Annotated in this window: 16 protein-coding genes; 12 read left to right on the top strand and 4 right to left on the bottom strand. The window is 64.9% G+C overall.

Going from position 1 to position 16,594, the window contains the following annotated elements:
• Positions 1 to 64 precede the first annotated feature (64 nt).
• Positions 65 to 1,297, top strand: a complete 1,233-nt coding sequence (locus tag ABIB06_RS22390) for an NAD(P)/FAD-dependent oxidoreductase (protein WP_354048683.1) — start codon at positions 65 to 67, stop codon at positions 1,295 to 1,297.
• Between the two features lie 99 nt (positions 1,298 to 1,396).
• On the opposite strand, the gene ABIB06_RS22385 is transcribed toward ABIB06_RS22390, so the two are convergent.
• The gene (locus ABIB06_RS22385; RefSeq protein ID WP_354048685.1) at positions 1,397 to 2,233 is read right to left on the bottom strand and encodes a helix-turn-helix transcriptional regulator; all 837 of its coding nucleotides are present in this window, start codon (positions 2,231 to 2,233) and stop codon (positions 1,397 to 1,399) included.
• A gap of 103 nt (positions 2,234 to 2,336) precedes the next feature.
• Between ABIB06_RS22385 and ABIB06_RS22380 the strand changes: the two genes are divergently transcribed.
• Positions 2,337 to 3,215, top strand: a complete 879-nt coding sequence (locus ABIB06_RS22380; protein WP_354048686.1) for an SDR family oxidoreductase — start codon at positions 2,337 to 2,339, stop codon at positions 3,213 to 3,215.
• Between the two features lie 35 nt (positions 3,216 to 3,250).
• On the opposite strand, the gene ABIB06_RS22375 is transcribed toward ABIB06_RS22380, so the two are convergent.
• From ABIB06_RS22375 to ABIB06_RS22365, 3 genes are all read right to left on the bottom strand, one after another.
• Entirely contained in the window at positions 3,251 to 4,585 is a 1,335-nt protein-coding gene (locus ABIB06_RS22375; protein WP_247347187.1) for a dicarboxylate/amino acid:cation symporter, read from the bottom strand.
• A gap of 81 nt (positions 4,586 to 4,666) precedes the next feature.
• Positions 4,667 to 5,221 carry a biotin transporter BioY gene (locus ABIB06_RS22370; protein WP_247347232.1) on the bottom strand — a complete coding sequence of 185 codons (555 nt, stop codon included), beginning with the start codon at positions 5,219 to 5,221 and terminating at the stop codon, positions 4,667 to 4,669.
• A 103-nt stretch (positions 5,222 to 5,324) separates the two neighbouring features.
• Entirely contained in the window at positions 5,325 to 6,512 is a 1,188-nt protein-coding gene (locus ABIB06_RS22365; RefSeq protein WP_354125636.1) for a pyridoxal phosphate-dependent aminotransferase, read from the bottom strand.
• Between the two features lie 219 nt (positions 6,513 to 6,731).
• Here ABIB06_RS22365 and ABIB06_RS22360 point away from each other — a divergent pair, with 219 nt between their 5' ends.
• From ABIB06_RS22360 to aat, 10 genes are all read left to right on the top strand, one after another.
• Positions 6,732 to 8,135, top strand: a complete 1,404-nt coding sequence (locus ABIB06_RS22360) for a M48 family metalloprotease (protein WP_354048690.1) — start codon at positions 6,732 to 6,734, stop codon at positions 8,133 to 8,135.
• A gap of 97 nt (positions 8,136 to 8,232) precedes the next feature.
• Positions 8,233 to 9,000: a DsbA family protein gene (locus tag ABIB06_RS22355; RefSeq protein WP_247347192.1), complete on the top strand. Its 768-nt coding sequence runs from the start codon at positions 8,233 to 8,235 to the stop codon at positions 8,998 to 9,000.
• A 220-nt stretch (positions 9,001 to 9,220) separates the two neighbouring features.
• A complete protein-coding gene (locus ABIB06_RS22350; protein WP_354048692.1) occupies positions 9,221 to 10,030 on the top strand; it encodes a DUF1236 domain-containing protein in 810 nt (269 codons plus the stop codon).
• A gap of 259 nt (positions 10,031 to 10,289) precedes the next feature.
• Positions 10,290 to 10,757 carry a type II 3-dehydroquinate dehydratase gene (gene aroQ / locus ABIB06_RS22345; protein WP_247347194.1) on the top strand — a complete coding sequence of 156 codons (468 nt, stop codon included), beginning with the start codon at positions 10,290 to 10,292 and terminating at the stop codon, positions 10,755 to 10,757.
• Positions 10,758 to 10,794: 37 nt separating this feature from the next.
• Positions 10,795 to 11,283, top strand: a complete 489-nt coding sequence (gene accB / locus ABIB06_RS22340) for an acetyl-CoA carboxylase biotin carboxyl carrier protein (protein WP_354048694.1) — start codon at positions 10,795 to 10,797, stop codon at positions 11,281 to 11,283.
• Positions 11,284 to 11,340: 57 nt separating this feature from the next.
• Positions 11,341 to 12,699, top strand: a complete 1,359-nt coding sequence (gene accC, locus ABIB06_RS22335) for an acetyl-CoA carboxylase biotin carboxylase subunit (RefSeq protein WP_247347196.1) — start codon at positions 11,341 to 11,343, stop codon at positions 12,697 to 12,699.
• A 104-nt stretch (positions 12,700 to 12,803) separates the two neighbouring features.
• Positions 12,804 to 14,321, top strand: a complete 1,518-nt coding sequence (locus ABIB06_RS22330) for a sensor histidine kinase (protein ID WP_354048696.1) — start codon at positions 12,804 to 12,806, stop codon at positions 14,319 to 14,321.
• Complete coding sequence (locus tag ABIB06_RS22325) at positions 14,318 to 14,758, top strand: response regulator (RefSeq protein ID WP_354048698.1); 441 nt, start codon at positions 14,318 to 14,320, stop codon at positions 14,756 to 14,758. Before ABIB06_RS22330 ends, ABIB06_RS22325 begins: the two co-directional genes overlap by 4 nt.
• The gene (locus ABIB06_RS22320; protein WP_354048699.1) at positions 14,755 to 15,858 is read left to right on the top strand and encodes a sensor histidine kinase; all 1,104 of its coding nucleotides are present in this window, start codon (positions 14,755 to 14,757) and stop codon (positions 15,856 to 15,858) included. Before ABIB06_RS22325 ends, ABIB06_RS22320 begins: the two co-directional genes overlap by 4 nt.
• Positions 15,859 to 15,908: 50 nt before the next feature.
• Positions 15,909 to 16,589: a leucyl/phenylalanyl-tRNA--protein transferase gene (gene aat, locus ABIB06_RS22315; RefSeq protein ID WP_247347203.1), complete on the top strand. Its 681-nt coding sequence runs from the start codon at positions 15,909 to 15,911 to the stop codon at positions 16,587 to 16,589.
• Positions 16,590 to 16,594 lie beyond the last annotated feature (5 nt).

Here is a 16,594-nt window from a genome sequence, read left to right as displayed (position 1 = left end):
GCGAACAAGACTGTTGAAACCGCCCGGCCAAACCGGGCGGTTTCGATTTGGCGAGGTCATTCCGATGCAAAGCGCGATCGTACTTGGCGGCGGCATGATCGGCGTCAGCGCGGCACTGCACCTCCAGCAGCGCGGCTGGTCCGTCACGCTGGTCGATCGCAGGGAGCCGGGCCGCGAGACCAGCTACGGCAATGCCGGGATGATCCAGGCGGAAGCGGTCCGCCCCTATCCGATGCCGCGCGATATCGCCTCGCTCCTGAAGATCGCCACGGGCCGCACCAACGACGTGCGCTACAGCCTGTCGTCGCTTCATCTCCATATCGAGCCCCTGCTCCGTTACTGGTGGCATTCGGCGCCGAAGCGGCATCGCGAGGCGACCGACGCCTGGGCGCGGCTGATCGCCTACGCGACGGTGGAGCACGACATCCTCATTCGCGAAGCCCATGCCGACAATCTCATCCGCCGCGCGGGGTACCGCCATCTGCATCGCGACGCTGCATCGTTCGATCTCGCCGTCAAATCGGCGGAAGAAGACCAGCGCGAATTCGGCGTGAGGTTTCGGGCGCTCTCGGGCGCCGAGCTCGCCAAGGCCGAACCGGTCCTGCGCGACGATTTGCCCGGTGCGATCCATTGGCTCGACACCTGGACCGTGTCCGATCCCGGCGCGCTGGTCACGGCTTATGCCGAACTGTTCGAGCGCCTCGGCGGCGGCATTGTGCTCGGTGATGCCCAGAGCTTGCAGCAGACCTCCACCGGCTGGTCGGTCGATACGGATCAGGGACGCATCGATGCCGCCCACGCCGTCGTGACGCTCGGACCGTGGTCGCCCGATCTGCTGCACAAATTCGGTTATCGCATTCCGCTGGTGCGCAAGCGCGGCTACCACATGCATTACAGCGGCGGCGCGTCGCTCGATCTGCCGCTGGTCGACAAGGCCGGTGGCTACGCCATGGGTCCGATGGCCAAGGGCATCCGCATCACGACTGGCGCGGAGCTGACCGGCATGGATGCGCTCGCGACGCCGGTGCAGCTCGCCAGCGCCGAAGCCAACGCGCGCGAACTGATCGACCTCGGCAGGCGCGTCGAGCCCGATCCGTGGTTCGGCACCCGCCCCTGCACGCCCGATATGCTGCCGGTGCTCGGGCCTGCCCCACGCCATCCCGGCCTCTGGATGAACTTTGGCCACGGCCACCAGGGTTTTACGCTGGGCCCCGCAACCGGACGATTACTCGCCGAGATGATGAGCGGCGAAACGCCGGCGATTGATCCGACGCCTTACCGGCCGGAGCGGTTCTAACCTTCGGTGCTCGCGGCGACGACCGCGAGCCGGCCGTCCCATTCGCGTGGGGCGCGCTGACGGATCAGCCGCATGGTCGGATACCAGGGGCTGTGCTCGTCAGTCGACGTGCCCCGCGAGCAGCTTTTTGATCCGCTCGGCATCTTCGGGTGCCGCCGGGTTGTAGACGATCATGCTGAGATCGGAGCGGCCCTCGACATTGAAGCTCGAATATTCGAACGACATGGTGCCGTGAACGGGGTGCCGCAGCCGCTTCGTGCCGTCGCCATGATGGCGTACGTCGTTGTCGCGCCACAGCGCTGCGAATTCCGGACTGGTGCGGCAGAGCTCATCGACGAAATCGGCGACATGCGAGACCGCGCCCGCCCGCGCGGCATCGGCCCTGAAGGCTGCCACCACGAACCGCGCCACGCTGTCCCAGTCATGATTTGCTGCGCGCACCCGGGGATCGCAGAAGATGAAGCGCAGGATGTTTCGCTGTCCCGGCGGGATCGCGCCGTAGTCGGTCAGCACCACGCTTGCGGCACGATTCCAGGCGACGACATCCCAGGTCGCGGTCCGCACCAGCGCCGGGCTGACTTCGAATGCATCGAGCACGCGCTGCAGCCGCGGCGAGACGCCTTCGCTCGCCTGGTAACGCACTTCAGGCGGTCGGCCGAGGCCGATCAGGAACAGATGCTCGCGCTCGACATCGGTCAGCATCAGCGCACGCGCGATGCGGTCGAGCACGTCGGCCGACGGCGCGCCGCCGCGGCCCTGCTCCAGCCATGTGTACCAGGTCGGGCTGATATTGGCGCGCTGAGCCACCTCCTCGCGGCGCAGCCCGGGCGTACGCCTGCGGCTGCCGGCGAACCCGAACGCGGCGGCATCGAGCCGGGTGCGGCGGTCTTTGAGGTAGGTCCCCAAAAGGTTCTCAGCTGTCGCGGTCTCGCTCATCCTGTTAGCTCTTATACCCTGATAATCTCACTACTTTACCCGGATAAACCTAGCGCAGATGGTCGTCTCCACCAACCTCTCAAAGGTTTCTTGGAGATTACTCATGCGTGTTTTCGTCACCGGCGCCACCGGCTTCGTCGGCTCCGCCGTGGTTCGGGACCTGATCGCCGCCGGCCATCGCGTTACCGGCCTTGCCCGCAGCGACACCGGCGCAGCCGCCCTCGCCGCGATGGGCGCCGAGGTCCATCGCGGGTCGCTGGAGGACCATACGTCCCTGCGCAGCGGCGCCGCTGCTTCGGACGGCGTCCTGCACCTCGGCTTCAACCACGACTTCTCGAAGTTTCTGGACAATTGCGAGCTCGACCGCCGCGCGATCCTGGCGATCGGCGAGGAGCTCAACGGCTCTGATCGTCCGCTCATCGTCACCTCCGGCGTCGCGCTGCTCGCCCCCGGCCGCCTCGCGACCGAGGACGACGAGTCCGCGCACGGCTTTCCACGCCTGTCGGAATCGACTGCGTTGTCGCTGACCGGCGTCCGCGCAGCCGTGGTTCGTCTTCCGCCGTCCACCCATGGCGAGGGCGATCTCGGCTTCGTCCCGATCCTCATCAACCTTGCGCGTCAGAAAGGCGTGTCAGCCTATGTCGGCGACGGCCGCAACCGCTGGCCCGCCGCGCATCGCTTCGATGCCGCGCGCGTCTATCGGCTGGCGCTGGAGCAAGGCGCAACCACGAAGCACTATCACGCGATCGCGGAGGAAGGCGTGCCGTTCAAGGCGATTGCGGAGGTGATCGGCCGACGGCTCGGCGTGCCCGTCGTGTCCAAATCGCCGGAGGAAGCGGCCGCGCATTTCGGCTGGTTCGCACAGTTCGTGGGCGTCGACGTTCCGACCTCGAGCGCGAAGACGCGTGCTGCTCTCGGCTGGACGCCGAAAGAAAAAGGGCTGATCGAGGATCTCGACCAGCCCTGTTATTTCGCGACCTGACGGCGCAGCTAGCGCCGTCACAGGCAACCAGCAAATCAGTCCGTCGTGACAGCCGTTTCCATGTCGGTCGGATCGATCTGCCTGGCGAGGTTGGCGTTGAGCTTGTCGCGATCGAGTTCGCCCTCCCACCAGGCGACGATCACGCAGGCCACGCCGTTGCCGCACAGATTGGTCAGCGCGCGGCACTCGCTCATGAACTTGTCGATGCCGAGCACGATCGCCATGCCCGGCACGAGGCGCGGATCGACCACGGCGAGCGTTGCCGCCAGCGTGATGAAGCCCGCGCCGGTGATACCGGAGGCCCCCTTCGAGGTCAGCATCGCCACCACCAGGATCGTCAGCTGCTGGCCGAAGGTGAGATCGAAACCCAGCGCCTGCGCGATGAACAGCGTCGCCAGCGTCATGTAGATGTTGGTGCCGTCGAGATTGAACGAATAGCCCGTGGGCACCACGAGGCCGACCACCGACTTCGAGCAGCCGAGGCGCTCGAGCTTTTCCATCAAGGACGGCAACGCGCTTTCCGAGGACGAGGTGCCGAGCACAATCAGCAGCTCGTCCTTGATGTAGGCGAGGAACTTGAAGATGGAGAAGCCCGCGAAGCGCGCGATGGTACCGAGCACGACGAACACGAACAGCGCCGCGGTCAGGTAGAACGTCGCGATCAGGCCGACCAGGTTGAGGATCGCCCCGGTGCCGAACTTGCCGATGGTGTAGGCCATCGCGCCGAAGGCGCCGATCGGCGCCGCGCGCATCACGATGGAGATGACTCCGAACACCGCATGCGCGGCGTCGTCGATGAAGCTGCGGATGGTGTGACCGCGCTCGCCGAGCCCCATGATGGCGAAGCCGAACAGCACCGAGAACAGCAGCACCTGCAGGATCTCGCCTTGCGCGAAGGCGCCGACGACGGTGTCCGGAATGATATGCAGCACGAAGTCGACCGACCTCTGGCCTTCGGCCTGCTTGGCGTAGTTGGCGACGGCCTGCGCGTTGGCCGCGGCGCTGCCGAAGCCCGCACCCGGCTTCACCAGATTGCCGATGATGAGTCCGATCACCAGCGCGAAGGTCGAGACGATCTCGAAATAGACCAGCGCCTTGACGCCGATGCGGCCGACCTTCTTGGCGTCTTGAATATGTGCGATGCCCGAGACCACGGTGCAGAAGATGATCGGCGCGATCACCATCTTGATCAGTTTGATGAAGCCGTCGCCGAGCGCCTTGACCCATTCGTTGGTGGCGATTGACGGCCAAAGCCAGCCGACGATGGCGCCGAGCACGATCGCGATCAGCACCTGGACATAGAGAACCTTGTACCACGGCTTGGCGGCGGGCGGCACGACCGGCGCCCCCGCCATCGTTGTCGTCGTCATGTTTCACTCCCCCTCAACTCAGAGCCAGCCAAGATCAACTTGGCCGGCCCTGTCAATTGGAACTGCTCGCTATTGCGCGTATTACCGGCGATCGACGACCCGGCGTATCGCCGGCATCAACGTCGCGCCAAGCGCGTTCTTGACCAGCGAGGCCGCAACGAACGGCAGCAGGCCGACCTGCCACGCCTTCGCGGCGCCCAGGCCGAGGCCGAAGGCCAGCCAGCCAAAGCCCGCGGCCAGAATGAGGATGTGGCCCACGGCCATGGCCGCAAACAGCAGCACCACGCTGCGGTCCCAACCGCGCTCGGCGAGCCAGCCGGTGACGAAGGCAGCGCCAATGAAGCCGAACAAATAGCCCGCGGTCGGGCCGACCAGCGGTGCAATTCCACCGACCGGACCGGCGAATACCGGCAGGCCCATCGCCCCCTCAGCGAGGTAGGCAACCATGGTTGCGCTGCCAAGCCGCCAGCCATAGGCGGCACCGATCATCAACACGACCAGCGTCTGCAATGTCATGGGCACGTAAGGCAGCGGCAGGTTCACCTTGGCGGACAGCGCCATCAAGCCGGTGCCGAGCGCAATCAGCACGAGCGCGCGACGTGCGCCGACGGCTTCACCCGGCCGGGTCGGCCACATCAATGCGGCGAGAGAAGAATGAGAAGTGGCGGTGGACGGGACGGAACGGTCAGACAAAATTGAACTCCGGAGGCTGTCGAAGAAGGCTGTCGAAAACTCGCGGCTATTTAAGCCAGTGAGCGATCCGGTCAACTGCTTCCCGCATCTCCTCTGCCGAACGCGCATAAGAGAGGCGTATGAATGAACGACCGTGGATGGGATCGAAGTCGAGGCCTGGCGTGACCGCGACGTGCGCCTGCTCCAGCATCTGCTTGGCGAACTCGAAACTGTCGGAGGTGAAGTCCGAGACGTCCGCATAGAGATAGAATGCGCCGTCGGCCGGCAGAAACCTGGTCAGGCCGGCCTTGGGCAATCCCTCGATCAGGATGCGCCGGTTTTCCTGATAGCCGTGCTTGATCTCCTCCATCTCGGCCGCGCCGTCGAAGGCAGCCTCGGCCGCGATCTGCGACAGCGACGGCACCGAGATCGACAAGTTCTGCTGGAGCCGCTCGATCGGCCGCACCAGAATTTCGGGCACGACCATCCAGCCAACACGCCAGCCCGTCATGCAAAAATACTTCGAGAAGGAGTTGATCACGAGTGCGCGGTCCGACAGCGCTGCCGCCGTCACCGCGGGAAACGCATAGTCGAGCCCGTGATAGATCTCATCCGAGATGAAACGGATGCTCGCGTCTTCCGCCGCCGCGATCAGGCCAGCGAGCGCCTCGCGGGACATCATCGTCCCGATCGGATTGGCGGGGCTGCCGACCAGCACACCCTTCAGCGGCGCCTTGCGGTGGGCGGCCAGCAACGCCTCGCCGGTCAGCGCATGGCGCGTCTCGTTCGTGGTCTCGATCAGCACCGGCTCGCAGCCGAGCGCGGTGAGGATATGACGGTATGGCGGATAGCCCGGCACCGTCACGGCGACGCGGTCGCCGGGCTCGAACATCGCCAGGAAAGCCAGAATGAACCCGCCGGAGGAGCCCGTGGTCACCACGACCCGCTCGGGGCTGACGTCACAGCCATAGGCGTCGCGATAGTGTCGCGCGATGCGCTCGCGCAGGCTGGGGATGCCGAGCGCGGAGGTATAATCGATCCGACCCGCCTCGAGCGCCGCATGGGCGGCCGCAATCGCGGTCTTCGGCGCGCCGGCGGCGGGCTGGCCGACCTCCATGTGGATGACGTGGCCCCCGGCCGCCTCGATTCGGGCCGCCGCGGCCATGACGTCCATGACCATGAACGGGGGAACATCGCTGCGGCGGGAGGGCTCGAGCCACTGCCCTAACCGGTTCCTCAATGTCGCATCGTTCATCGATTTCTGCTATTCGCTGGCGGACTGGTCCGTCCGGTCCGGGAACGGGGCGCTTGCGCCCCAGACTGGCCGCATTGTACGGCTCATAAGGGGTAAGGCGCACAAGGGCATATCGCGTATCCGGTCCGCCGCCAATCGACAAAACCAATCACGAAGCTGCTTGACCAAGAATGCTTGACCAAGACTGCTTGAACAAGTCCGTTTGACCCAGACCGCCTGATGTTGCTCCAGATCGCATTGCGCAAGAATGCCACCGTTCTCACCGCCCTCGTCACGGCGGCTGCGGTTGCGCTGCTGCCGTTGCCGGCCGCGCAGGCGCAGATGAAGGGGCCGCCGGTGCTGCGCGACACCGAGACCGAACAGCTCCTGCGCGAATACACGCGCCCGATCCTGCGCGTCGCCGGTCTGGAGAAGCAGAACATCCAGATGGTGATCGTCAACGAGGGCTCGTTCAACGCGTTCGTCGCCGATGGTCGCCGCATCTTCGTCAATTACGGTGCGATCCTTCAGTCGGAGACGCCGAACCAGATCATCGGCGTGCTCGCGCACGAGACCGGGCATCTGGCCGGCGGCCATCTGTCCAAGCTGCGCGAGCAGCTCGCCAACGCCCAGACCCAGATGATCATCGCGATGCTGCTCGGCGCCGGTGCGATGGTCGCAGGCAGCACACGCGGCAGCGGCAGCGCCGGCAACAATGGGCTGGCCAATGCCGGCGCGGCGGCGATCGCCGGACCGCAGGAGATGATCCGCCGTACGCTGCTGTCCTATCAGCGTCAGCAGGAGGAGAACGCCGACCGCGCCGGCGTGAAATTCCTGACTGCGACCCAGCAGTCGCCGAAGGGCATGTACGAGACCTTCAAGCGCTTCACCAGCGAGAGCCTGTTCGCGGCACGCGGCACCGATCCCTATCTCCAGTCGCACCCGATGCCCGCAGAGCGCGTCGCTGCACTCCAGCAATTCGCCAGCGCCAGCCCCTATTGGGACAAGAAGGACGATCCCGCACTCCAGCTCCGCCACGACATGGTGCGCGCCAAGATCTCCGCCTTCATGGAGCGGCCCGAGACGGTCTACCGCCGCTATCCCCAGACGAACGACAGCATGCCGGCGCGCTATGCCCGCGCCATCAGCACCTATCTCCACGGGGATTTGCGCAGCGCGCTCGCCCAGATCGACGCGTTGATCCAGGTCCAGCCCAACAATGCGTATTTTTACGAGGTGCGCGGCCAGGCCCTGCTGGAGGGTGGCAAGCCGGCCGAGGCGATCCCCGCCCTGCGCAAGGCTGTCGCACTCTCGAACAACGCGCCCCTCATCGAGATGTTACTTGGGCAGGCGCTGGTTGGGTCCGATAATAAGGCCTACACCGATGACGCCGTTCGGATTCTCAGGAGCGCGGTGGCACGGGAACCGGAGGCCCAGCTCGGCTACATGCAGCTCGCGATGGCCTATGGCCGGAAGGGAGACTATGCCGAGGCGGATCTCGCGTCGGCACAGGCCGCTTATCTGCGCGGCGACAACAAGACCGCCCGCGAGCTTGCGACGCGCGCGAAAACCCGTTTCGCCGTCGGCACGCCCGGATGGGTCAAGGCCGACGACATCGTGGCGTCAAAACCGTCGCGCAACTAAATCGACCAAGCTACGCCTTACATCACGACGTCACGACACCGAGCTTAAGTCAGCCGGGACGTTTTCCGAAACCTGCTTTGGATAAGAGGATTTGCCTATGCCTTCGTTGCGCCTGCTTGCTCCCGCGCTGTTCGCGCTCGCCCTGTTCGGCGCGGCCGCGCCCGCGTCGGCCGACAGCTTCTCCGATGCCCAGCGCACCGACATCGAGGCGATCATCAAGAACTACCTCGTCACTCATCCAGAGGTGCTCGAGGAGGCGATGACCGAGCTCACCAAGCGCCAGGCCACGGCCGAGACGCAGAAGCACGAGGCCAGCATCGCGCAGAATTCCGATGCGATTTTCAACTCGCCGCGCCAGGTCGTGCTCGGCAACAAGGACGGCGACGTCACCTTCGTCGAATTCTTCGACTACAATTGCGGCTACTGCAAGCGCGCCATGGGCGACATGCTCGACCTCATGAAGGCCGATCCGAAGCTGAAGGTCGTGCTGAAGGAGTTTCCGGTGCTGAGCCAGGGCTCGGTCGAAGCAGCCCAGGTCGCGGTCGCGGTGCGCATGCAGGATCCCTCCGGCAAGAAATATCTCGATTTCCATCAGAAGCTGCTGGGCGGCCGTGGCGCGGCCGACAAGGCGCGCGCGCTTCAGGCGGCCAAGGAAGCCGGTCTCGACACCGCCAAGATCGAGAAGGACATCGGCAGCGCCGAGGTGCGCACCACCATCGAGGAGAACTTCAAGCTCGCGGAAGCGATGGGCATGAACGGCACGCCGAGCTATGTGATCGGCAAGCAGATCGTTGTTGGCGCCATCGGTGTCGAGGGCCTCAAGGAAAAGATCGGCATTGCCCGCTGCGGCAAGGCGACTTGCTGAGCGCGCATTTACAACGACACGATGAGAAAAGGCCGGCTGATGAGCCGGCCCTTTTTTGTTTGCACTGCTTTCATCGCGAACGTGGCGCGAATCCGACGTACGCATTCATCTCGCGTTTAGGAAACAAATGCCCCGGAACCCCCGATGTTCCGGAACAACTCAAATCTCCTTTCGTTGTCGGCGCGGGCAATGACGCAAAGAGACACGTGAGGAGAATTACATGTCTAACCGCTTTATGATTTCGGTTGCCGCGCTCGCGCTGGTCGCGGGCACGGGTCTGGCAAACGCACAGGGCACCACGAACCGCGACAGCGGTGGTGGCGCCGGTGGTGCGCAGATGCAGCATTCGCAGCCTTCCGGCGGCTCCGCCGAGCGCGGCGGTTCGATGGGCCGCGAGTCGACCCAGGAGAAGGGCACCGTTGGCCAGGCCGGCGGCTCCAGCAGCATGAAGTCCGGCACGTCCGCGGAGGAGAAGTCCTCGGGTGCGACCAAGGACGAGCATTCGGGCCGCGAGATGAACAAGAACGCGGCTGAGGACAAGGCCGGCGCCACCAAGGGCCAGCGCACCGACGAACGCGCGCAGGACAAGTCCCAGCAGGACAAGTCCAAGAGCACGATGGACAAATCGCAGACCGACAAATCCCAGATGGACAAGTCCAAGAGCACGGAGACGGACACCAAGAGCGGCAACATGAACGCCCAGACCAAGGGCGCGGAGACCAAGGGCGCGGACAGCAAGTCGCAGACCACGACCGGTAACGCCTCCGCCACCGCCTCCGCACCACCTCCCGAGAAGCGGAGCCAGATCTCGACGGCGATCAAGTCGACCAATATCGAAGAGACTACGAACGCCAACTTCAACATTTCGGTCGGCACGGCCGTCCCGGCGTCCGTCCGATTCCACCCGCTGCCGCCCCAGATCGTGGAAATCTATCCGGAATGGCGCGGCTACGATGTGATCTTGGTGCACGGCAAGTACGTCATCGTCCGTCCCCAGACGCGTGAGATCGTGTACATCATCGAAGGCTAAACCACTTCGCTGAAGCCCAAAATGAGCCCTTGCCGAGCGATCGGCAGGGGCTTCTGCTCTATTGGGTGGCTTCTGCCCATGGGGCCTCCCGGCAGCCATGCTTTAGACTGGTTAACAAGCAATTTCCGTAGCTTCCGCACAGGTTTTTGCACCCCGGATGAGGTATCTGAAGCCCCCTGGGAGGTCCTTCAAGGCTTCCCCTCACGCGCTTTGTTACCTATAACCCCCGCCACGCCGAAGCACCTCTTGCGGGATTGGGATGGCCGAACCAGCAACCGACACGATCCTTGTTCTGAACGGGCCGAACCTCAACATGTTGGGGACGCGGGAGCCCGAGAAGTATGGCCATGCGACGCTGGCCGACGTCGAGGCGCTGTGCCGGGAGACGGCGGCGACGTTCGGCCTCAAGGCCGACTGCCGACAGTCCAACCGCGAAGGTGAGCTGATCGACTTCATCCACGAGGCGCACGGGCGCAAGATGAAGGGCATCATCATCAATGCCGGCGGCTATTCACACACCTCGATCGCGCTGCACGACGCGCTGCTCGCGGTGCAGATCCCGACGGTCGAAGTGCACGTGACCAACATCCACGCCCGCGAGAGCTTCCGTCACCACTCCTACACCGCGCGCGCGGCCTTCGCCTCGCTCTGCGGTTTCGGCATCGAGGGCTACCGCCTCGCCATCCAGGGCCTTGCCGCCAAGCTCGGCATCACGCCCAAAGCCTGACGCTCCCTCTTCACACAGAACATTCGGATCAAACAACATGGCGCGCCAGCCAGACGACAAAGCAGCCACAAAGTTTTCCAGCGAGGATTCCGCCCTCGTCCGCGAGCTCGCTTTGCTGCTCGATGAGACCAGCCTCACCGAGATCGAGATCGAGCGTTCCGGCCTGCGCCTGCGCGTCGCCCGCAACGTCAGCGTTGCTGCGACCATGCCGATGCAGATGGCAGCCGCCCCCGCCGCCCTCCAGGCGGCCGCAGCTGTCGCCGCGCCAGCCGCTGCCGACCTGTCGAAGCATCCCGGCGCCGTGACCTCGCCGATGGTCGGCACCGCCTATTGGGCGCCGGAGCCCGGCGCCAAGCCGTTCATCGAGGTCGGCAGCAAGGTCGCGGTCGGCCAGACGCTGCTGATCATCGAAGCCATGAAGACCATGAACCAGATCCCCTCGCCGCGCGCCGGCACGGTGACGCAGATCGTGATCGAAGACGGCCAGCCGGTCGAGTACGGCGAGCCGCTCGTCATCATTGAGTGACGGTCGAGGCCAACAGAGCCCTCGCCGCTTCCCGCGCGCCAGTCCCTTAAGGACACCATGTTCGACAAGATCCTCATAGCCAATCGCGGCGAGATCGCCCTTCGCATCCTGCGCGCCTGCAAGGAGCTCGGGATCGCGACTGTTGCCGTGCACTCCACCGCCGATGCCGATGCCATGCATGTGCGCCTGTCGGACGAGAGCGTGTGCATCGGGCCACCGGCGTCCAAGGACAGCTACCTCAACGTGCCCGCACTGCTCGCGGCCTGCGAGATCACCGGCGCCGATGCCGTGCATCCCGGCTACGGTTTCCTCTCGGAGAACGCGCGTTTCGCGGAGATCCTCTCCGAGCATAATCTGCATTTCATCGGCCCGAAGGCCGAGCACATCCGCCTGATGGGCGACAAGATCGAAGCCAAGAGGACTGCCAGGAAGCTCGGCATTCCCGTGGTGCCCGGTTCCGACGGAGGCGTCGGCCCCAACGACGACGCGATGGCAATCGCCAGGAAGATTGGCTTCCCGGTGCTCGTGAAGGCCGCAGCCGGCGGCGGCGGCCGCGGCATGAAGGTGGCGCAGAGCGAGGGCGACCTTCAGATGGCGCTGTCGACGGCCGCCAACGAGGCCAAATCCGCCTTTGGCGATGCCTCCGTCTACCTCGAAAAATATCTCCAGAAGCCGCGTCACATCGAAATCCAGATCCTCGGCGACGGCCGCGGCGGCGCGATTCATCTCGGCGAACGCGACTGCTCGCTGCAGCGGCGCCACCAGAAGGTCTGGGAGGAAGGCCCCTCGCCCGTGCTGGCCGCGGCCGCGCGCGCCAAGATCGGCGAGACCTGCGCCAAGGCGATGCGCGAGATGAAATATCTCGGCGTCGGCACCATCGAATTCCTGTTCGAGGACGGCGAGTTCTACTTCATCGAGATGAACACCCGCATCCAGGTCGAGCATCCCGTCACCGAGAGCATCACCGACATCGACCTGGTGCTCGAGCAGATCCGCATCGCCGCCGGCGGCGACCTGCCGGCGAGGCAGGAAGAGGTTCAGGTCATCGGCCACGCGATCGAGTGCCGCATCAACGCCGAGAATCCGCAGACCTTCCGTCCTTCGCCCGGCCGCATCACGCAATATCACCCACCCGGGGGGCTCGGTGTGCGCATCGATTCCGCGGTCTATCAGGGCTACACGATCCCGCCTTATTACGACTCGCTCGTCGGCAAGCTGATCGTGCACGGCAAGACCCGCGGCGAGTGCCTGATGCGACTGCGCCGGGCGCTGGACGAGATGGTGGTCGAGGGCATCGAGACCACCCTGCCGCTGTTCCGCGCGCTGGTCCGCGAAGACGACATCATCAACGGCGACTACCACATCCATTGGCTGGAACAGTATCTCGCCGGCAAGACGGAACCCGGCCGGCAATAATCCGCCTCCCATGGAACCCTTTCCCCCCGATCGCGTTCTGGTCGGCGGGGACAGTTCCGAGGGGGCGTTGTGAATTCCGCTAAACCTGATCAGGCGAGACCGTCGTGATCGCTGAAGCGCAGCGACGGCGCGCATTTTGGCAGATCCTGCTGTTCTCGGCGGGCCTTGTGGTGCTGACCGTGATCAGCGCCGGCTCGGTCTACCTCGTCAACAAGGCGAGAGACGACAGCAAATGGGTGGTTCACACCATCGAGGCGGAGAACCAGATCAACACGCTCCTGCTGGAAATCCGGCGCGCCGAGAGCGCAGCCCGTGGCTACCTTCTGACGCAAGCGGCGGATTTCCAGGCCGACCATGACAAGGCCGTGGCAGCAATCATCCCGGCGCTCGACAAGCTCACGCGCCTGACGGGCGACAATCCGGCGCAACGCGAAAGCATCGAGAGGCTGAGCGCGGCGATCGAGACCCGGCTCGGCCAGTTCGTGCAGGAGATGGATTTCGTCCGCCACGGTGAGCCCGAGAAGGCCGCAGCGCTGGTCCGCAAGCTCGCCTCCACCGACGCCACGGCCGCGATCGCCGAAGTCGCGTCGGGAATGATTTTGGAAGAAGAACGGCTGTTCCGGCTCCGAACGGTCAACTCGGACCGCAGCCAGTCCCTCGCCGCGTCGATGACCGGCGTTGGCTCCGGCCTCGTCGTGCTGCTGGCCCTGATCTCGATCTGGCTGGTGCGGCGCTCGGCCCGCGCCCGTGACGACGCCGAGGCGCGCCTGCGCGATGCCAATGTCAATCTGGAGACCATCGTCGACGAACGCACGGCCGATCTGCGCGAAGCCAACAACGAGATCCAGCGCTTTGCCTATATCGTCAGCCACGATCTGCGCTCGCCACTCGTCAACATCATGGGCTTCACCAGCGAACTCGAAGAGCTCGGCGGCGACATTTTCCGCCGCATCGGCGGCCTCACCCATGTTCCGGCCAACGGGCCGCTGCTGACTGGCGGCGAGATCGCACTCGAAGGTCCCGACAAGCAGCTTTCAGCAGATTTTTCCGAAGCGCTGAGCTTCATCAAGTCGTCGATCGCCAAGATGGACCGCCTGATCTCGGCGATCCTCAATCTCACCCGCGAGGGCCGGCGTGAGTTCCAGCCGGAAAAGATCGACACGCGCGGGCTGATCGAAGCGATCGTGTCGACGCTGGCGCATCAGGCTGCCGAAGCGCAGGCCGAGATCCACATCGCGTCCCTGCCGGATCTGGTCAGCGACCGCCTCGCGCTGGAGCAGATCTTCTCCAATCTGATCGACAACGCCATCAAATATCTCAAGCCCGGCGTCCCCGGCGAGATCAGAATCCGCGGGCGTACCAAGCTCGGCTACGCTATCTTCGAGATCAGCGATACCGGCCGCGGGATCGATCCAAAGGATCACCAGCGGATATTCGACCTGTTTCGCCGCGCGGGAACCCAGGACAAGCCCGGTCAGGGCATCGGTCTCGCGCATGTGCGTGCACTTGTGCGTCGCCTTGGTGGCACCATGTCGGTATCATCGGAACTGAATACGGGCAGTAGCTTCACCATCACGCTGCCCATCTCCTGGAACGCCAGCAGCCGGAACGCGGATCAATGACTCAACCCGTCAGCATCATCATGATCGAGGACGACGAGGGACACGCGCGACTGATCGAGCGGAACATCCGCCGATCCGGCGTCAACAACGAGATCATCTCCTTCGCCAATGGCACGGATGCGATGAAGCACCTGTTCGGGGCCGACGGAAGCGGGCTCGTGCAAAAGGGCAATGCGCTCCTGATCCTGCTCGATCTCAACCTCCCCGACATGACCGGGATCGACATCCTGAAGCAGATCAAGGAGAACAAATATCTGAAGACCTCGCCCGTGGTGGTGCTGACCACCACCGACGATTCCCAGGAAATCAAGCGCTGCTACGAGCTCGGCTGCAACGTTTACATCACCAAGCCCGTGAACTACGAGAATTTCGCCAATGCCATCCGGCAGCTCGGCTTGTTCTTCTCGGTCATCCAGGTCCCGTCCGCCGCCTCATGAACCAGCGAACGCCAACACTGCTCTACATCGACGACGACGGCGCGCTGGCGCGCCTGGTCGATCGCGGCCTGACACGGCGCGGCTACAAGGTCCTTCATGCCGCAAGCGGTGAGGAAGGCCTCGAGCTCATCCGCCGCGCGGGGACGACCGGCGGCATCGACGTCGTCGCGCTCGACCAGTACATGCCCGGCCTCGACGGGCTGGAGACGCTGGAGCAGATCATGGCGATCCCCGGCGCACCTCCCGTGGTGTTCGTCACGGCCTCGCAGGATTCCAGCATTGCGGTGACGGCGCTGAAGGCGGGCGCGGCCGATTATCTCGTCAAGGACGTCAAGGGCGACTTCATCCCCCTGCTTCACGTCGCGGCCGAGGGCGCGCTGCGCCAGGCCGAATTGCAGAAGGCGCGCGAGGAGGCCGAAGCCGAGATCCATGCCTCGCGCGACCGCTACGCAGCGCTGGCCGCCGAACGCGAACTGCTGCTGCGCGAGGTCAACCACCGCGTCGGCAACTCGCTCCAGATCATCGCCTCGCTGCTGCATCTCCAGGCAAGCTCCGCGGCGCAGGACGAGGTCAAGGCGGCGTTGACCAATGCGATGGGCCGCGTCGCCGCGGTCGCGCAGGTGCACCGCCGCCTCTACACCTCGCAAGACCTGAAGAGCGTGGTGCTGAACCAGTATCTGGACTCGTTGCTCGAGGATCTCCGCCGCTCGGCCGAAGGCGACCGGATGTCGCGCTTGACGCTGAAGGCCGAACCGGTCGAGATCGATCCGGACCGTGCGGTCGCCGTCGGCATCATCGTCAACGAGCTGGTGATGAACGCGGTGAAATACGCCTATCCTGATGGCGCCGGCCCGATCCATGTCGAGCTGACCTCGCAGGGCGACGATCTGCTGCTGGCGATCAGGGATGACGGCGTCGGCGACAACGTCAAGGCCGATCCGCGCTCCACCGGCATGGGCCAGCGCATCGTCGCAGCCATGGCCACCAAGCTCGACGCTTCGGTCGAGCGCGACCCCACCCATTCCGGAACCCGCATCATGTTGAGGTTCCGCCGTGTGCCCGCGGGCCCCGTCAAGCCCAATACTGCCGCAGCGAGCTGACCCGCACCGCCCATCGCAACCGCATTGCGATCCTGCTATTGTCGCGAGCCATGACTTCGCGCGACTCTGCCCCGTCTGAAATCACGCCAGCCGTACTGCTGCGCGCCTATGCCTGCGGCATCTTTCCGATGGCCGAAAGCGCCGACGATCCGACCCTGTTCTGGGTCGAGCCGGAGTTGCGCGGCGTCATCCCGCTCGAGGGATTTCGCGTGGCCTCGCGGCTCGCGCGCACCGTGCGTTCGGATTCGTTCCGTGTGACCGTCAACACCGCGTTCAAGGCCACGATCGCCGGCTGTGCCGCGCCGCAGGCCGGGCGCGAGGACACCTGGATCAACAAGCGCATCCGCGACCTCTATGGCGGCCTGTACGAGCTTGGCCATTGCCACAGCGTCGAGGCCTGGCAGGGCGAGGACCTTGTCGGCGGGCTTTACGGCGTCAGCCTGGGGCGGGCCTTTTTCGGCGAGAGCATGTTCCACAGCGCGCGCGATGCCTCGAAGGTCGCGCTGGTGCATCTGGTCGCGCGGCTGATCCATGGCGGCTTCGAGCTGCTCGACACCCAATATGTCACCGAGCATTTGAAGAGTTTTGGTGCGGCCGAGATTTCGCGGCGGCGCTACACCGCGCTGCTCGACAAGGCGCTCGCGGGCGAGCCCGGCGATTTCCTGAAGCTCTCCGCCGGTGAAGCGATCCCGGGCGCACGCGCGCTCGAGATCATCGCCTCACGGCAATAATCAGG

This window comes from Bradyrhizobium sp. LB8.2 (assembly GCF_040548035.1).
GTDB lineage: Bacteria > Pseudomonadota > Alphaproteobacteria > Rhizobiales > Xanthobacteraceae > Bradyrhizobium.
The sequence above is the reverse complement of the archived record's forward strand: the minus strand, read 5'-3'. Positions and strand labels throughout refer to the sequence as shown.